At 70.9% G+C, this 16,336-nt stretch carries 13 protein-coding genes and 1 pseudogene; 6 read left to right on the forward strand and 8 right to left on the reverse strand.

The genetic code is table 11. The annotated features are described in order from the left end of the window. Window positions 1-232: 232 nt before the first annotated feature. Window positions 233-1,432: a dipeptidase gene (locus tag E2E34_RS19590; RefSeq protein WP_138903215.1), complete on the forward strand. Its 1,200-nt coding sequence runs from the start codon at window positions 233-235 to the stop codon at window positions 1,430-1,432. A gap of 10 nt (window positions 1,433-1,442) precedes the next feature. Here E2E34_RS19590 and E2E34_RS19595 read toward each other — a convergent pair whose 3' ends face one another. Beyond that, window positions 1,443-1,814, reverse strand: a complete 372-nt coding sequence (locus tag E2E34_RS19595; protein WP_138903216.1) for a VOC family protein — start codon at window positions 1,812-1,814, stop codon at window positions 1,443-1,445. A gap of 92 nt (window positions 1,815-1,906) precedes the next feature. On the opposite strand from E2E34_RS19595, the gene E2E34_RS19600 reads away from it, so the two are divergent. Then, window positions 1,907-2,410, forward strand: coding sequence for a CGNR zinc finger domain-containing protein (locus E2E34_RS19600; protein WP_138903217.1), 504 nt, complete (start codon window positions 1,907-1,909; stop codon window positions 2,408-2,410). A 1-nt stretch (window position 2,411) separates the two neighbouring features. Here the strand turns inward: E2E34_RS19600 and E2E34_RS19605 are convergent, their stop codons facing one another. Then, window positions 2,412-3,758 carry a UDP-glucose dehydrogenase family protein gene (locus E2E34_RS19605; protein WP_138903226.1) on the reverse strand — a complete coding sequence of 449 codons (1,347 nt, stop codon included), beginning with the start codon at window positions 3,756-3,758 and terminating at the stop codon, window positions 2,412-2,414. Window positions 3,759-3,934: 176 nt separating this feature from the next. Between E2E34_RS19605 and E2E34_RS19610 the strand changes: the two genes are divergently transcribed. Further along, window positions 3,935-5,092 (forward strand): acyl-CoA dehydrogenase family protein, encoded by a 1,158-nt coding sequence (locus tag E2E34_RS19610; protein ID WP_138903218.1) that lies wholly within the window; start codon window positions 3,935-3,937, stop codon window positions 5,090-5,092. A gap of 55 nt (window positions 5,093-5,147) precedes the next feature. Here E2E34_RS19610 and E2E34_RS19615 read toward each other — a convergent pair whose 3' ends face one another. Further along, window positions 5,148-6,407 carry an LCP family protein gene (locus tag E2E34_RS19615; protein WP_138903219.1) on the reverse strand — a complete coding sequence of 420 codons (1,260 nt, stop codon included), beginning with the start codon at window positions 6,405-6,407 and terminating at the stop codon, window positions 5,148-5,150. 108 nt (window positions 6,408-6,515) lie between these two features. Between E2E34_RS19615 and E2E34_RS19620 the strand changes: the two genes are divergently transcribed. After that, window positions 6,516-7,070 carry an acyl-CoA thioesterase gene (locus E2E34_RS19620; protein WP_167518324.1) on the forward strand — a complete coding sequence of 185 codons (555 nt, stop codon included), beginning with the start codon at window positions 6,516-6,518 and terminating at the stop codon, window positions 7,068-7,070. Window positions 7,071-7,079: 9 nt separating this feature from the next. Here E2E34_RS19620 and E2E34_RS19625 read toward each other — a convergent pair whose 3' ends face one another. Then, complete coding sequence (locus E2E34_RS19625; RefSeq protein WP_244315896.1) at window positions 7,080-8,507, reverse strand: LCP family protein; 1,428 nt, start codon at window positions 8,505-8,507, stop codon at window positions 7,080-7,082. 124 nt (window positions 8,508-8,631) lie between these two features. On the opposite strand from E2E34_RS19625, the gene E2E34_RS19630 reads away from it, so the two are divergent. Next, window positions 8,632-9,651 carry a glycosyltransferase family 2 protein gene (locus E2E34_RS19630; RefSeq protein WP_138903221.1) on the forward strand — a complete coding sequence of 340 codons (1,020 nt, stop codon included), beginning with the start codon at window positions 8,632-8,634 and terminating at the stop codon, window positions 9,649-9,651. A gap of 61 nt (window positions 9,652-9,712) precedes the next feature. Here E2E34_RS19630 and E2E34_RS19635 read toward each other — a convergent pair whose 3' ends face one another. The 4 genes from E2E34_RS19635 to E2E34_RS19650 form a co-directional block, all read right to left on the reverse strand. Further along, entirely contained in the window at window positions 9,713-11,326 is a 1,614-nt protein-coding gene (locus E2E34_RS19635) for an LCP family protein (RefSeq protein ID WP_138903222.1), read from the reverse strand. A 254-nt stretch (window positions 11,327-11,580) separates the two neighbouring features. After that, window positions 11,581-13,305, reverse strand: coding sequence for an LCP family protein (locus E2E34_RS19640; RefSeq protein ID WP_138903223.1), 1,725 nt, complete (start codon window positions 13,303-13,305; stop codon window positions 11,581-11,583). 218 nt (window positions 13,306-13,523) lie between these two features. Further along, on the reverse strand, window positions 13,524-14,810 hold the full coding sequence (locus E2E34_RS19645) for an LCP family protein (RefSeq protein WP_341870230.1): 1,287 nt from the start codon (window positions 14,808-14,810) through the stop codon (window positions 13,524-13,526). Between the two features lie 163 nt (window positions 14,811-14,973). After that, the gene (locus E2E34_RS19650; protein WP_138903225.1) at window positions 14,974-15,738 is read right to left on the reverse strand and encodes a TIGR03089 family protein; all 765 of its coding nucleotides are present in this window, start codon (window positions 15,736-15,738) and stop codon (window positions 14,974-14,976) included. A 128-nt stretch (window positions 15,739-15,866) separates the two neighbouring features. Here E2E34_RS19650 and E2E34_RS19655 point away from each other — a divergent pair. Beyond that, window positions 15,867-16,336 (forward strand): annotated as a pseudogene (locus E2E34_RS19655) (N-acetylmuramoyl-L-alanine amidase); the annotation flags it as partial.

A 16,336-nucleotide genomic window follows, 5' to 3' on the forward strand; every position in this document is an offset into this window, starting at 1 on the left:
GGGTGGGGCAGGGTCCGGCGCGCAGCGCCGGGAGTCGCTGCGCTCTCCCGCCGGGGCCGGCCCCGCCAGCGCACCCGGCCGCCCCGGTGGGCACGGGCCGCCACGGAGGTTCGGTGGAGGCTCCGAGCGCAGGCGGCGCAAGGGGTGTACCCCGAACGCGCCATCCGCCGCGAACCCTCGGCGCTCCCGTGACACCGTGGCCGTACTGCGTCCATGAATTCGGAGTCCCGTCATGGCAGATCTGCAGGACGACCCGCACACCTCGTCCACCACCGCGGTCGGCGAACTCGACCGAATGCTGGGCACGGCCGTTCCTGAGACACCGGAACCTGAGGCCCGGGCCGCGTCGCCCGACGAACTCGACGAGCTGGAAGAGCTCGTGTTCGACGGCGTCGCGGGGGAGGAGGAGGGCGAGCCCGCGGCTCCGCCCCCCGCCCCCGAGGACAGCCTCGGCCGTGCCCGCGCGCTCCTCGTGGAGCACCCCGTCGCGGACGGGTTCAACCGGCTCGCGTCGATCCTCGGGCAGCGCCAGTGGCACGATCTCGAACTCGGCGAGAGCACCCTGGACACCGACATCCCCCGCCTGCGCGCCGGCGGCGTCGGCGCCCAGTTCTGGTCCCTGCTCGTCCCGGCGGAGTACGCCGGCGACCGTGCCATCAGCGCCACCCTCGAACAGATCGACCTCATCAAGAAGGTCGTGGCCGCCTACCCCGAGGGCCTGCGTCTTGCCCTCACCGCGGGCGACATGGCCGACGCCCGCAACTGCGGCCGCATCGCCTCCCTGCTCGGCCCCGTCTCGGGCCACGCCCTGGGCGAGTCGCTGGGCACGCTCCGCGCGTACCAGGCCCTCGGCGTCCGCAGCGTCACGTTCGCCGGCACCCGCTGGGCCGGTGCGAAGGGGGAGGGGCTGACCTCCTTCGGCCAGGACGTCGTACGGGAGATGAACCGCCTCGGCGTACTCATCGACCTGACCGGCGTCCCGGTGGAATCCGTGCGTGGCGTGCTGTCCGTCAGCCGGGCCCCGGTCGTCCTCTCCCACTCCGGCGCCCGCGCTCTGACCGACGCCCCGGCGAACGCCTGCGACGACGTACTGCGCGCGCTCACCCCGGACAAGGGCGTCTGCATGGTCGGCTTCGCCCCCGAGCAGACCGTGAGCCGGGTGGCCGACCACATCGAGCACGTGCGCGCGGTGGCCGGGCGCCACTGCGTGGGGCTGAGCGGGATGTACGGCGCGGATGCGGCCGACGTGCCGCACGGGGACGACCTGCGGGACGTCTCGTGCTACCCCCATCTCCTCGCGGAGCTGATCGACCGCGGCTGGGACGAGGAGGACCTCGCCCTGCTGACGTGGGGCAACGCGGCACGGGTCGTACGGGACACGGAGTTCACCTCCCGCGCCGCCCGCCGCCGCCCCGCCCCCGTCGTCACCTGACGGAGCGCGCTCAGCAGGCGCAGAGGCAGAACGGGTGCCCGGCCGGGTCGGCGTAGACCCGCCACGACCTGTCCCGGCCGGCCGCGTCCAGCGGCTTCGCGCCGAGCGCGAGCACCCGTTCCTCCGCCGCGTCCAGGTCCTCGACCGTCAGGTCGAGGTGGAACTGCTGCGAGCCGTCCGGCGCGGGCCACCGCGGCGGTACGAACCCGGGAGCCGCCTGGAAGGCCAGCGGTGTCCCCTCGTATCCCGAGAGGTCGACCCACCCCTCCTCCGCGGCCCGGGGCTCGCCGCCCAGCAGCTCGGCGTAGAAGCCCGCGAGAGCGTGCGGGTCCGGACAGTCCAGTACGACGGTTCCCAGCTTGGCGATCGCTGTGCTGCTCATGCTGATTCCTCCCTCGGCGGTGAGTTACCTGTTGACTCCCTCAACCGGTAACCGTTACTGCATGCTCCCGCATAAGGGGTAACCTCGCAACCATGAATGACAGGGCACCCGCACCGGGAGAGCTCGCACTGGTGGAAGCCCTGGTGAACACGCTCGACGTGGAGAAGGGCGCCGACTCCCTGGACACGGAGGCCGGCCGCACGGCCTTCGGGCTCACCGAGGCCGGCGTACCGGCGGCCCGCGAACTGCGGGAGGCCCTGCGCGCCGCGTGCCTGGCCCATGCCGGCCGCGAGGTGTCCACCGCGCCTCTCGACCGGCTGCTGGCGGCGGCCCCGCTGCTCGTCACCGTGGACGGCGCGGGCGCGGCCGCGCTGCGCCCGGCGGACCCGGACGCGCTGGCCTCACGCGTCGCGGCGGCCATCGCGACGGCCCACGCCGACGGCACCTGGCCGCGCCTCAAGGCGTGCGAGGCCGAGGACTGCCAGTGGGCGTACTACGACCGCAGCCCGGCCGGGCGCGGCCGCTGGTGCACCATGGCGGTCTGCGGCAGCCGGGCGAAGATGCGCACGTACCGAGCCGGCCGGGCGCGGACCTGACCTACGCCTTGGGGCGGCCCATCGCCCGGTACGTCCAGCCCGCCCCACGCCACAGCTCGGGGTCCAGCGCGTTGCGCCCGTCCAGGATCAGCCGCTCGGAAGCCACCTCGCCCAGCACCGCCGGGTCCAGCTCCCGGAACTCGCGCCACTCCGTCAGGTGCAGCACCACGTCCGCGCCGCGCACCGCGTCGACGGCGGTCGGGGCGTACCCCAGGGTCGGGAAGAGACGCTGCGCGTTCTCCATGCCCTTCGGGTCGTAGACCGTGACCTGGCCGCCCTGGAGGTGGATCTGCCCGGCGACGTTGAGCGCCGGCGAGTCCCGTACGTCGTCCGAGTCCGGCTTGAACGTCGCGCCGAGCACGGCGACCCGCTTGCCCAGGAAGCCGCCGGTGCCGCCGACCGCCTCGCGGGCCAGCTCCACCATGTGGCCCCGGCGCCGCATGTTGATCGAGTCGACCTCGCGCAGGAAGGTCAGAGCCTGGTCGGCGCCCAGCTCACCGGCGCGCGCCATGAAGGCCCGGATGTCCTTCGGCAGGCAGCCGCCGCCGAAGCCGATGCCGGCCCGCAGGAACTTCTTGCCGATGCGCTCGTCGTAACCGATCGCCTCGGCCAGCTTCACCACGTCGCCGTCGGCCGCCTCGCACACCTCGGCCATGGCGTTGATGAACGAGATCTTCGTCGCCAGGAACGAGTTCGCGGACGTCTTCACCAGTTCGGCGGTCGGGAAGTCGGTCACCACGAAGGGCGAGCCCTCCCCGATCGGTCCGGCGTACACCTCGCGCAGCAGCTTCTCCGCGCCCTCGCTCGCCACACCGGCCACGATCCGGTCCGGGTGCAGCGTGTCCTGTACGGCGAACCCCTCGCGCAGGAACTCCGGGTTCCACGCGAGCTCCGCGTCCGCCCCCACCGGGGCCAGCTCGGCGAGCTTCGCCGCGAGCCGGGCGGCGCTGCCGACCGGGACGGTCGACTTGCCGACGACGAGGGCCGGCCGCGCCAGGTGCGGCGCGAGCGAGGCGAAGGCGGATTCGACGTAACTCATGTCGCACGCGTACTCGCCGTGCTTCTGCGGTGTGTTCACGCACACGAAGTGGACGTCGCCGAACGCGCCGACCTCCTCCCACGAGGTGGTGAAGCGCAGCCGCCCGCTGGAGCCCTCGATGCCCGCGACGTGCTTGCCCAGCAGCTCCTCCAGCCCCGGTTCGTACATGGGGACCCTGCCGGCCGCCAGCATCTCGATCTTCTCGGGCACGACGTCGAGGCCCAGGACCTCGAAGCCCAGCTCAGCCATGGCCGCGGCGTGGGTCGCGCCGAGGTACCCGGTGCCGATCACAGTGATCTTGAGGGCCATGTGGTGCTCCAGAGAGGGACGGGCAGACATTCGCCGACCGAGCATAGTCCGGGCTGCCTGCGGGAACGTGTCTTCGTGCTGCCCCCTGTCGGCAAGCTCACGTATCCCTGTGGGCGGCCCGCCCCCTAAAATTGGGTTACTTAACGGTAGTTAGCATCCTTGGGGAGTGAGAGACCTTGGCAGGCTCGCCTGATTTCGACCTGTACCGCCCGTCCGAAGAGCACGACATGCTCCGTGACGCGGTCCGCTCGCTCGCCGAGGCGAAGATCGCGCCGTACGCCGCGGCGGTCGACGAGGAGGCCCGCTTCCCGCAGGAGGCGCTGGACGCCCTGGTCGCCAACGACCTCCAGGCCATCCACGTGCCCGAGGCATACGGCGGCGCGGGCGCGGACGCGCTGGCTACCGTGATCGTCATCGAGGAGGTCGCCCGCGCCTGCGCCTCCTCCTCCCTGATCCCGGCGGTCAACAAGCTCGGCTCGCTCCCGGTGATCCTCTCCGGCAGCGAGGACCTGAAGAAGAAGTACATGACGCCGCTCGCCAAGGGCGAGGGCATGTTCTCGTACTGCCTCTCCGAGCCGGACGCGGGCTCCGACGCGGCGGGCATGAAGACCAAGGCCGTCCGCGACGGCGACTACTGGGTCCTCAACGGCGTCAAGCGCTGGATCACCAACGCCGGCGTCAGCGAGTACTACACGGTGATGGCCGTCACCGACCCGACCAAGCGCTCGAAGGGCATCAGTGCCTTCGTCGTCGAGAAGTCGGACGAGGGCGTCTCCTTCGGCGCTCCGGAGAAGAAGCTCGGCATCAAGGGCTCGCCGACCCGCGAGGTCTACCTCGACAACGTCCGCATCCCCGCCGACCGCATGATCGGCGAGGAGGGCACCGGCTTCGCCACGGCGATGAAGACCCTGGACCACACCCGCATCACCATCGCGGCCCAGGCGCTCGGCATCGCCCAGGGCGCCCTGGACTACGCCAAGGGCTACGTCCAGGAGCGCAAGCAGTTCGGCAAGCCGATCGGCGACTTCCAGGGCGTGCAGTTCATGCTCGCCGACATGGCCATGAAGCTGGAGGCCGCCCGCCAGCTGACGTACGCGGCCGCCGCCAAGTCCGAGCGCCTCGACGCGGACCTGACGTTCTTCGGTGCCGCGGCCAAGTGCTACGCCTCCGACGCCGCCATGGAGATCACCACGGACGCCGTCCAGCTCCTCGGCGGCTACGGCTACACCCGTGACTACCCGGTCGAGCGCATGATGCGCGACGCCAAGATCACCCAGATCTACGAGGGCACCAACCAGGTCCAGCGGATCGTCATGGCCCGCAACCTGCCGTAGGCGTACGACGAAGGGGCCCGGACGGTGATCCGTCCGGGCCCCCTCGCATGTCCGGTCAGTTGCCGGTGACCGTGACCTTCTCGTCGTTCTTCAGCTGCTCCACGAGCTGCGCGACCTTGGCCTTGTCCCAGACCAGGTTGCCGCCGTTGCTGCCCGAGATCGGGATGTTCATCGACGTGCCGTCGCCGCCCGTGACGCCCTTCATCGCGAAGAACATCTGACCCAGCGACCACAGGCTCATGTCCTTGTCGACGATGAGCGTGTCGAGGCCGGCGCCCATGGTCGGGTAGAGCTTGAACGGGTTGAGGATCGTGCCCGGCGTCGCCGTCTGGCTCGCCAGGGCCGCGAGGAACTTCTGCTGGTTCTTCGTGCGGTCCAGGTCGCTGCCCGCGAAGGCGTAGCGGGTGCGGACGAAGGCCAGGGACTGCTCGCCGTTCAGCGTCTGCTTGCCGGCCTGGAAGTCGGCGCCCGACTTCTTGTCCTTGAACGCCTTGGGGATGTCCATCTCCACCCCGCCGATCGCGTCCACGATGTTGGCGAAGCCGGCGAAGCCGATCTCGACGTAGTGGTCGATGCGCAGCTTGGTGTTGTGCTCGACGGTACGGACCAGCAGCTCGGGGCCGTCCTCGGCGTACGCGGCGTTCAGCTTCACGCGCCTGCCCTGGCCCGGGAACTTCTTGCCGGACTCCGAGCCGACGAAGGACGGGATCTCCACCTCGGAGTCGCGCGGCAGCGAGATGAGGGTCGGCCCGTTGGAACCGTCGTGCAGGATCATCATCGAGTCGGTGCGCTTGCCCTCGGCCGACCCGGTGTGCAGCTTCTTCTTGTCGTCGGCCGACATGCCCTCGCGGCTGTCGGAACCCACGATCAGGTAGTTGGTGCCGTCCCCGGCCTCCGGGCGCTCGATGACCTTCGACAGGTCGACCTCGCGCTTGAGCTTGCCGTCCGCCCAGAAGTACGTGCCGATGGAGACGGCGAGGAGCACGACGACCAGCGTCAGCGATCCCAGCTTGATACGGCGTCTCCAGTCCGGCGCCGGACCGACCCGCGGCGGACGGCCGCCGCGGCCACCGCCACCGCCGTAGACCTGGCCGGTGTTGTAGCCGTCGCCGCGGGAGCCCTGGCCGTACCCGTCGTCGTAACCCTGCGGCTGCGCCGGCACCGGGCGGTGCACGGGCGGCACGGGGGAGGCCGGCGGCGGCACCTGGCCGCGCTGGACATGCCTCATCACCCGCGCGCCCTCGGGCTGCGCGCCGCCGCTGCCGCGACCGTGCGGGTCGCTGCGGTCGTTCCATCCGTCCGGCCAGTCGCTCATGCGGACCAGTGTGCAGGCTGGGGGTGGCCCGCTCACAGGGTGGGTGGGAAATCGGGTCAGGGCTGTTGCAGAGCTGATGCAATGCGCCCCGCGCATAAGGTGGAGGGCATGACAGATCAGCCCCAGAGCCCGGAAGATGACATTCCGGGCAAGCCCACCGCGGCGTCCCGCACCACGCTCAGCCACATCATGACCGGCAGCGACACCAACCTCCTCGGCACGGTGCACGGCGGCGTGATCATGAAACTGGTGGACGACGCGGCGGGCGCCGTCGCGGGACGGCACTCCGGCGGCCCGGCCGTCACCGCCTCCATGGACGAGATGGTCTTCCTGGAGCCGGTGCGCGTGGGGGACCTGGTCCATGTGAAGGCCCAGGTCAACTGGACGGGCCGGTCCTCGATGGAGGTCGGCGTACGGGTCCTGGCCGAGCGCTGGAACGAGTCGACCCCCGCCACCCAGGTCGGCAGCGCCTACCTGGTGTTCGCCGCCGTCGACGCCGACGGCAAGCCCCGCCGGGTGCCGCCCGTCGTCCCCGAGACGGAGCGCGACCGCCGCCGCTACCAGGAGGCCCAGATCCGGCGCACGCACCGCCTCGCGCGGCGCCGCGCGATCAAGGAGCTGCGGGACAAGCGCGCCGCCGAGGGCCTGGACACGGAGGTCTGAGGCGGCCGGTCACCGGCAGACGACCTGGTCGCCGGTGACCGTGCCGAACTCGCCGCGGTGCGGCTCGTCCGCCCGTACCGCCCGCACGCCCTTGAAGTCCGTGCCGGCCATCACCTTCAGCAGCCCGCCCTGCCCGTCCACCGCCCTCAGCTCGCACCCGGGCAGCGCGGCCTGGAGCGACTTCGCCGAGCGGTCCCAGCGCGGGTCGTACGTGACGAGGGTGCGCTTCACATCGTGCCGGTCCGCGTCCTCGGGGGCCCGGGTGGTCCGGAAGCCGGTGGAGCGCAGGGCGTCGTCCACGCGCTTGCCGAGGCCCCGGGTGAGCGTCCCGTTGTAGACCTGTACGTCGATCTGCTGCGGCGCCACGTCGACGACCGCCGCCTTCGCCCGGGGCCGCAGCGGCGCGAGCGGCTTGTCGTCGCGCAGGTGCTGGAAGAGCCGCTTCGCCTTCGCCTCGTCCCACTTCACGGTCGAGCCGATGCCCGCCACGGACTGGTTGACCCCGGAGACCGGCACGGACGTGAACTCCGAGGACGCGGGCTTGAAGCCCCGCATGGCCCGCCCCAGGTCGAGCATCTCCCGGGTGCCGAAGCCCTTGTCGGCCCGTACGGAGCCGAGCAGCGTCGTCGTCACCTGCCGGAACTTGACCGGATTCAGCAGGACGCCCGCCGTGCCGGCCTTGGCGACGAAGGCGGCGAGGAAGCGCTGCTGGCGCTGCATGCGGCCGAAGTCGGCGGCGCCGTCGATGTGCCGGGAGCGGACGTACTGCAGGGCCTGGCCGCCGTTCAGCCGGTGGGTGCCCACGGGCAGGTCGAGGCCGGTGTAGTGGTCCTTGAGCGGGCGGACCGTGCAGACCTCGACCCCGCCGATCACGTCCACCGTCTTCATGAAGCTGGTGAAGTCGACCTCCAGGTAGTGGTCGATCTTCACCTTCGTCATGTGCTCGACCGTCCGTACGGTCAGCCCGGGGCCGCCCTCCGCGTACGCCGCGTTGATCTTCGCCGGATGGGCGTTGTGGTGCTTGCCGGTGGACTGGTCGGTGTGCGCGGGGACCTCCGCGTAGCTGTCGCGCGGCAGGCTCACGACGCTCGCGCGCTTCTTGTCCGCCGACAGGTGCACCACCATGATCGTGTCGGTGCAGTGGCACGGCTCGCCGCCCAGCCGGTACTTCCGCTTCTCCTCGGCGGTGATCCTGTCGCGGCCGTCGGTGCCGACGAGCAGGATGTTCGTGCCGTGGCCGGGTGCGGGGCGGTTCTTCATGTCCTTGAACGGGTCGACCCGTTCGATGCCGGTCTCCATCCCGGAGACCACGGCGTGACCGATGCCTCCCGCGCACAGCACCAGGACCGAGATCGTGGTGAACAGACGCATCGACCACTGCGGGCGCTCGTCCTGCCTTCGACTGCGGCCCTTCTGCGGACGGGGCGACTGGGGCACGTGGGGAACCTCCGCGAGGGCATGGGGGGATCAGCAGCAACGTAAGCCCATACGATCAACGACCCCCGGCAGCGACGCGGCCGCCGCGCGACCGTGTCCCCCGTTCGCGGTAACGTGACCCCCGATGAACGCCACACCCGCAGTCTCCGTGATCATGCCGGTCCTCAATGAGGAGCGGCATCTGCGCAACTCGGTCCGTCACATCCTGGAGCAGGAGTACGACGGCGAGATGGAGGTGGTGATCGCCATCGGCCCGTCCTCGGACCGGACCGAGGAGATCGCCGCCGAGCTGGTACGCGAGGATCCCCGCGTCCACACCGTCCCGAACCCGACGGGCCGCACCCCGGCAGCGCTGAACGCCGCCATCAAGGCCTCCCGGCACCCCGTCGTGGTGCGGGTCGACGGCCACGGCATGTTGTCGCCGAACTACATCGCGACCGCCGTACGCCTCCTGGAGGAGACCGGCGCGCAGAACGTCGGCGGCGTCATGCACGCCGAGGGCGAGAACGCCTGGGAGGACGCGGTCGCGGCCGCGATGACCTCGAAGATCGGCGTCGGCAACGCGGCGTTCCACACGGGCGGCGAGGCAGCGCCGGCGGAGACCGTGTACCTCGGCGTCTTCCGCCGGGAGGCCCTGGAGCAGCAGGGCGGGTACAACGAGGAGTTCGTCCGCGCCCAGGACTGGGAGCTGAACTTCCGGATCCGCGAGGCGGGCGGCCTGATCTGGTTCTCGCCCGAACTGCGCGTCCAGTACCGCCCGAGGCCCTCCGTCAAGGCGCTGGCCAAGCAGTACAAGGACTACGGCCGCTGGCGGCACGTCGTCGCCCGCTACCACGCCGGTTCGATCAACCTGCGCTACCTCGCGCCGCCGACCGCCGTCTGCGCGATAGCCGCGGGCATCGTCGTCGGCGCCATGCTCACCCCGTGGGGCTTCGTGGTCCCGGCCGGGTACCTGGCCGCGATCGTGGCGGGCTCGGTCCCGGCCGGCAAGGGGCTGTCGCTGAAGGCCCGGGCGCAGATTCCCGTCGCCCTGGCGACCATGCACATGTCCTGGGGCTACGGCTTCCTGACGAGCCCCCGCTCCCTCGCCCGGAAGGTCATCGCCAGCCGCCGCCCGGCGGTGCGGCCGCCCACGACGGTCTGACGACGCCCCCGACGCGGCCGGCCCCCCGGTCCTCGGAGGGCCGGCACGCGACGAGGCCGCGTCAGGACCAGGTGAAGCCCTCTTGGACGTGCATGCAGTCGGTGGAGTCCGCGCCGTTGGACAGACGCGCCGACTTGGGCGCCTTGTCGTCGTCCTCGCTCGGCTTCGGGTAGGCGGTGCCCGTCCGCCAGTCCGCGCCGACGACCACGGTGACGCCCGTGACCTCGGTGGACCGCTTCACCGCACTCATGGGGACGCCAAGGGACTTGGCGACCGCCTGTGCGTCCCCCTGGAGGTCGACGCTCGGGTAGGTTACGGTCGTCTTCTCCTGCGGCGTGAGCTGGTCGCCGGCCCGCGCCAGGGTGAAGCCCTGCGCGACGAGCGACGCGGTCACGGAGGTGGAACGGCCGTTCGTCGGCTGTCCGCCCACGCCGGTGCCGTTCTGCACGGTGACGGCGATCTCGCCCACCGGGGCGACCGGGTCCTTCGACTTCGGAGGCTTGGGCTTGGCCTTGACGCCCTTGCCGTCCAGCGGGATGTCGTCGCGGACCAGGCGGAACAGCTTCTCGGCGTCACCGGGAGTGGGCTCGACCCTGTTGCGGTCGTACGTGTAGGGGATCGTCGGCATGGTGGTCATGGTGATCCGGCCGGTCGGGATCTTCTTGAACTCGTCGGCCAGATCGAGCAGATCGGTCACCGTGTCGATCCGGTCGTCGACGGTCAGGGCGTCGGTGGCCGCCTCGGCGAGCTTGCGCAGCTTGTTCGGGTTGGTGAGTTTCGCGTTCTCGCGGAGCTCACGGATCATCGAGTTCATGTACATGTGCTGGGCGCGGGTGCGGCCGAGGTCGGTGCCGTCCTCGAAGCCGTAGCGGGTCCTCAGCCACTGCAGGGCCTGCTTGCCCTTGATGGAGGTGGTGCCCTCGCGCAGCTTGAGCCCGGAGCCCTCGCCCTTGCTGTTGCGGGAGTAGACGTTGGCGTCGACACAGACCGGGACGCCGCCGATCGCGTCGGCCATCGAGACCACACCCGCGAAGTCGACCATCATGAAGTGGTCGATGGTGATGCCCGTGAGCTCGTGCCACGCGGCCACCGTGCAGCCGGGGCCACCGCGGTCCAGGCTGAGGTTCGTCTGCATCCGGCCAGTGGAGGCCGCGTACTCCGTCCCGTCGGGGGCGGTGCACTTGGGCATCTTCACCATGGTGTCGCGCGGCATGGAGACGACCGACATGTTGGTGCGGTCCGCGGACAGGTGCACCAGCATCTGCACGTCGGCCAGTGCCGGACCGTCGAAGTGGGCCCGTCCGCCGCCGAGCTTCTTGTTGGCGGCGGTGTCGCGGGCGTCCGAGCCGATGAGCAGGATGTTCAGCGGGGTCTGCCCGGCGGCGTTGGCCTTGTGACCGGCCATCTTCTTACCGCCGAGGTTGAGGGCCTCCCGCTTGATGCTGTCGTTCAGGTGCTCGTAGTACAGGTAACCGGCGCCGCCGGTGCCGAGTATGAGAACCGAGACCGTCAGGGCGGTCCAGCGCAGTATCCGCCGCTTGCGCGGTTTCCCGTGGCCGCGGCGCCGGCCACCGCCTGGCGTGCCGCCGCCCGTCGGCGCAGCGGTGGCACCGCCGGACCGGTCGCGCGGAACGCGTTCTCGCGTGTCGTCCCCTCGCACACTGCTCTGCCCCACAGTCCCCCCTGTCGATCACGTACGTACAGGCCCGTGATCGGCCTGTGTGCCGCAGACGCGCTGTTGCGCGCCGGCATGAGCCGGAGCCTTGAGGCCCGGCGCCGGGTGAGGGGCGGTCCGCCCCCGAAGCCCGTGTACCGCTCGCCGTCGCGGACGACCGGAAGCCCCCTCGCGTCCGGTCCCCGCCCGTGCTGTCCTGCCCTGCCCCCCGGCCCCCTGTTCTCAGGCGCCGCGCGTCGTCCGCCGACGCGGCGTCACTGCGCGCAGATCTTCTTGTCCGCTTCGACCTTGTCCACCTCGGGCGGCTTCACCGGGCCGCTGATGGGCACCCCTTCGCCCTTGAAGTCGGCGCCGAGCGTCAGGACCATGGGCTGCGTCGCGCCCGCGTCGTCGGTGCCCTTCTTCATCGCGGCGGCGGGCAGGCCCATCAGGTCCGCCAACTTGCGCGCCTGGTCCGCCTGGTTGGGCGCGTACTCCAGCGTCGTCTTGTCGATCTTCTCCGGGGCGTTGCTCTTGTTCGCGGACTTGAGCACGCCCTGCTGGACCTGCAGCCAGTTCAGGGTCTTCTGCGCCGCGCCGGCGGTGTCGCTGCCGTTGTAGACGTCGACACGTACCTCGGAGGCCTCGGCCCTGGGGCCCTTGAGCAGCGCCGCCTGCTTGCTCTTGGCGGCCTTCTCCTTCTTCTTCACCTCGGTGAAGGACGTGTCGGTCTGCAGCATGCTGAAGACCTGGGGGGCCTTGACCGGGTCCAGGACCACGGTCGCCCTGACCTTCTCGTTGGGGTTGTCCCGCACCGGGATCGTCGTGAACGTGATGTTCTTCAGATCGATCTGGCCCAGCTCCTCGGCGAGTCCCTTCAGTTTCGGGATGTCACCGATCGCCTTGTCCACCGTGAGCGCCTTGGTGGCCGCGTCCGCGAGAGCGAGCATCCGCTTCGGGTTGCCGAGCGTCTCCTCCTTCATCTTGCGGATCATCGAGGCGATGAACTGCTGCTGCATCTTGATCCGGTCGAGGTCGCTCTCGTTGCCGAGGCCGTGCCGGTTGCGGAGGAACGCGAGCGCCTGCTCGCCCTGGAGGGTGTGGTCGCCCGCGCCCAGGTCGAGTTTGGAGTAGTCGTCGTCCTTGATGGGCTTGGTCAGGCAGACGTCCACACCGTCGATCGCCGTGGTGAGCGTCTTGACCGCGTTGAAGTCGGCCATCATGAAGTGGTCGATCGGGACGCCGGTGATCTCCTTGACCGTGCGCATGGTGCAGCCCGGGTCACGGCCGGCCACACCGAAGCTCTCGTTGAACTTCGTGTACGCCTTGCCGGGGATGATCTTGGTCGAGCCGTCCGGCTGCTTGGTGGGGCAGTCGGGGATGTCGGTCTTCAGGTCGCGGGGGATGCTCAGCGCGGTCGCGTTGGTCCGGTCCTCGGACACGTGGAAGAGGAACGTCGTGTCGGCGTGCCCGGTGGTGTTCTCCCGGTCGCCGTAGCCCTCGTTGCCCTTGCCGGTGCGCTTGTCCGTACCGATGATCAGGATGTTGAGCGGACCGTCCTTCAGGGAGCCGCCGTTGGCGGCGTCACCCACGTCCACCGAGTTGATGTTCCCGTTGAGGCGGTCGTAGAGCACGTACGCGCCGACCGAGACGCCCACGAGCACGAAGCCCATCACGCCGCCGGTCCACACCAGCGCCTTCTTCTTGCCCGACTTCTTCGCCTTGCGCTTGCGCCGGCCCGCCTGCGGGTCGGCGCCGCCGGCGCCCTTGCCGTCGGAGTGGTTCGCGGCCCGCCGGCCGCGCTGCGCCGGAACCTGCCGCCGTGGGGGCGTGGCTACGCCACCGGCACCTCTTCTGGACCGAGGGCCTCTGGGGGACGCGGCGGGCGACTGCCCTGCGGATTGGTCCAGTCGCAATTCGTAATCACCGGTGGCCGGGTTGAGCACCCACTGGTCTGCGGGGTCGATCTCGTCCGCCCGCCCACGGTTTTGCGCATCCACGGTTGCTTGAGTCCTCCGTCGGGTGCCACATGAGGCGCCTCCCCCAGGCCCTCTGGCGTTCTTTCCAGCAGTGCGACCTCAGGGCCGGAAGCACCGGATCGCGTCACACTATCTGCCCAGTTCAGCGCCGGGCGACGTCCGTGACAAATTCCACTCCCCTTACAACTGGGCAATACGCCCAATCCGCGTCAGTTACCGGCCAGGCCTTGGTCATGGCTTTACTCGCACTCGTCCGTAGCGGCATTGCTGCCGGTGAATGTCGGTGCCGGCGCCGGACTCGTCGCGCCCGCGTCGTCCGGCTTCTCGTCGGCCCCCGGCCCGCCGTCCTTGTCCGGCTCCTCGGACCCCGCCGGTACGACCGAGACCGGAGCGTCCTCGCGCAGTTGCTTGAACAGCCGGCCCGCGTCCGGCTCGACCAGCTCGTCGCGGTTCGGGTCCTGCGCGTACGGCTGCCGGGGCACCGTCATGAACTGCACCCGCTCGGTGGGGATGTTCCGCATCCCGCGCACCAGGTTGTACAGGTCCTTGAGCGAGTCGAGCCCGGAATCGGTGGTCAGGGACTTCGTCGCCGCGTCCAGCACCGGGTACAGCCGCGTCGGGTTCAGCAGTACGCCGTTGCTCTGCACCTTGTTCACCAGCGCGCCGAGGAAGCGCTGCTGGCGTTCCATGCGCTCGGTGTCGCTGCCGTCGCCGATGGTCTTGCGGGCCCGTACGAAGCCGAGGGCCTGCTCGCCGTTCAGCTTCTGGCGGCCCTTGTCCAGCCGGAGCAGCGCGTCGTCGTCGTCGATCGGCTCCTTGAGGCAGATCTCGACGCCGTCCACCGCGTCGACCATCCCCTTGAAGCCCGCGAAGTCGACCACCATGTGGTGGTCCACGCGGACGCCGGTGAGCTTCTCGACCGTACGGATCGTGCACGCCGTACCCCCGGACTCGAACGCCGAGTTGAACTGCGTGAACTGCTTCCTCGTGCGCGAGCCGTCGGGCTTGCGGCAGCTGGGGATGTCCACCATCAGGTCGCGCGGCAGCGAGACGGCCGTCGCGCTCTTACGGTCCCCGGCCAGGTGCAGCAGGATCGTCGTGTCGCTGCGCTGGGTCCCCTTGTCCGGGCCGTACTTGTCGTTGCCCCTGCCGGAGCGGGTGTCGGAGCCGATGAGCAGGATGTTGCGGGCGTCCAGCGCGATGGGCGTCGGACGCTCCTTCTCGTACTCCTCCAGCTCTGCGGCGGCGGTGGTGTCGGTGGTGATGTTGCCGTCGAGCTTCCGGTAGAGCCACCAGCCGACGCCGGCCGCGAGCAGGAGTGCGAAGGAGGCGCCGAGGGCGGTCCAACGCATCCAGCGCCGGGAGCCGTTGGCATCCCGGTCGGCGTCCGAGCCGGCCTCTTCGGCCGGGCCTTCGCCGTCGGCCTTCGTCGCCGGCTCGCCCGCCCCCTCCGTGGCCCGGCCCGTCGCCTCGTCCTCCTCGGCCGGTGTGTCCGGTCCGGAGGGCGTGCCAGAACTGTCGGTCACGTCTGCGTCCATCCTTCACGGAGTCGGCGGCGCGCTGGGCCGCCGGTCGCAGGGGTAGACGGCTGAACCTCGCGCTTGGTTGTGCGGTGTACCGCCGATCATCCACCGCTGCCCGGCCCTCCGGCCGCAGGGCTCGGCAGCCGGTGGGCCGGACGGGTGGTGCTCAGGGCGCTTGTCGTACCGCCGTGTTGGTGACCCGCTCGCTCTCGATCCGCTGGGCGAGACCGCCTTCGGAAAGCTGGTCGAGGTTCCGGCACAGCACCACGGACCCGCCGACGGCGAGCGGCGCGAAGAGACCCGAGGACAGTCCTTCCCACGTGTCGTACGCCGCCCCGGACAGCAGCCGCGCCCCCGGGCCGAGCCCCAGCGTCCGCGCGTCCGCGCGCGCCCGCTCGACCAGCTCGGCGCCCGTGAGTCCGGTGCCGCCGACGCGCAGCGCGGGCGCGCCCGGGTCGACGGGGGCGTACGGCGCGAACCGGTCGCCCTGCCCCGGCACCTCGACGGCGTAGTCCGCGAAGCCGGCGGGCGGCTGCGGGAAGCGTCCGCCCAGAGGGCGCAGCGCGAGCGCCACGCGCTCACCGCCGCAGGCGCGCGCCTCCTCCAGCGTGTCGGGCCCGCTGACCACCAGGTCGGCGTCGGCAGGCTCGCCACCCACATCCGCGACCACACCGACGGACGAACAGGCGAGCAGCCAGACGGCGGTCTGCCAGTGCGCGGGGAGCAGCAGCGCGAGCCGGTCGCCGGGCGCGGCGGCGAGGTCGCCCTGGAGCAGGTTGGCGGTCTTGGCCACCCAATTGGCGAAGGTGGCGACGGACAGTTCCACGCGTTCGCCGGTGGCGTCGTCGTAGAAGGTGACCAAGGGCTGCGCCGGGTCCGCGGCGAGCGCGGATCGCAGCAGGTCGGCGGGGGTGCGATCGGTGGCGTTCACCCGCGCAAGAGTACGCCGCGCCGCCCGGCGCGGGCCGTGCCGCCGGGGCTTGCCGTACACCGGTTCGGCCGACGAGCCGTCAATTCCCCAATGGACATATTTGTCTACTTATGACCAAGATCTGCTGCATGCGTGAATTCCTTGCTTCCGCGATCGGCGTCGCGTGCACCGCCGCCCTGGTCCTGCCCACCGCCGCCGTCGCCGCCCCGGCCCCGGCCAGTACCGTGCCCCCGGGCTCCACCCAGTCGCTGCCCCTGCGGCCACTCGCCCCGGACGGCCGAGCCGCCGGTACCGCCCCGCAGGGCCGGACCGAGCTCGAAACCAAGCCGTTCTCGCTGGTCGGGGTCGTCTGGGACGACGTCGAGGCCGAACTCCACGGCACGGCGCAGGTCCGCGCCCGCTCCCAGGAGACCGGCGCCTGGTCGGGCTGGCAGGCCCTGGAGACCCACAACCACGAGCACGCCGCCGACGCCGGCACGGCGGAGCGCGAGACGGGAAGGGTCCGCGGCTCCACCGCGCCCCTGTGGGTCGGCGCCAGTGACGGCGTAGAGGTACGAGTACGCCCCGAGGACCCCGCCGTACGCGGTGCGGCCCCCGC

Origin of the sequence: Streptomyces albidochromogenes, from assembly GCF_005981925.1 — a bacterium.
GTDB classification, from domain to species: Bacteria; Actinomycetota; Actinomycetes; order Streptomycetales; family Streptomycetaceae; genus Streptomyces; species Streptomyces albidochromogenes.

Coding starts and splice junctions, on each gene's coding strand:
- E2E34_RS19590 (WP_138903215.1), top strand. CDS start 233: ATGGCAGATCTGCAGGACGACCCGCACACCTCGTCCACCACCGCGGTC.
- E2E34_RS19595 (WP_138903216.1), bottom strand. CDS start 1,814: ATGAGCAGCACAGCGATCGCCAAGCTGGGAACCGTCGTACTGGACTGT.
- E2E34_RS19600 (WP_138903217.1), top strand. CDS start 1,907: ATGAATGACAGGGCACCCGCACCGGGAGAGCTCGCACTGGTGGAAGCC.
- E2E34_RS19605 (WP_138903226.1), bottom strand. CDS start 3,758: ATGGCCCTCAAGATCACTGTGATCGGCACCGGGTACCTCGGCGCGACC.
- E2E34_RS19615 (WP_138903219.1), bottom strand. CDS start 6,407: ATGAGCGACTGGCCGGACGGATGGAACGACCGCAGCGACCCGCACGGT.
- E2E34_RS19620 (WP_167518324.1), top strand. CDS start 6,516: ATGACAGATCAGCCCCAGAGCCCGGAAGATGACATTCCGGGCAAGCCC.
- E2E34_RS19630 (WP_138903221.1), top strand. CDS start 8,632: ATGAACGCCACACCCGCAGTCTCCGTGATCATGCCGGTCCTCAATGAG.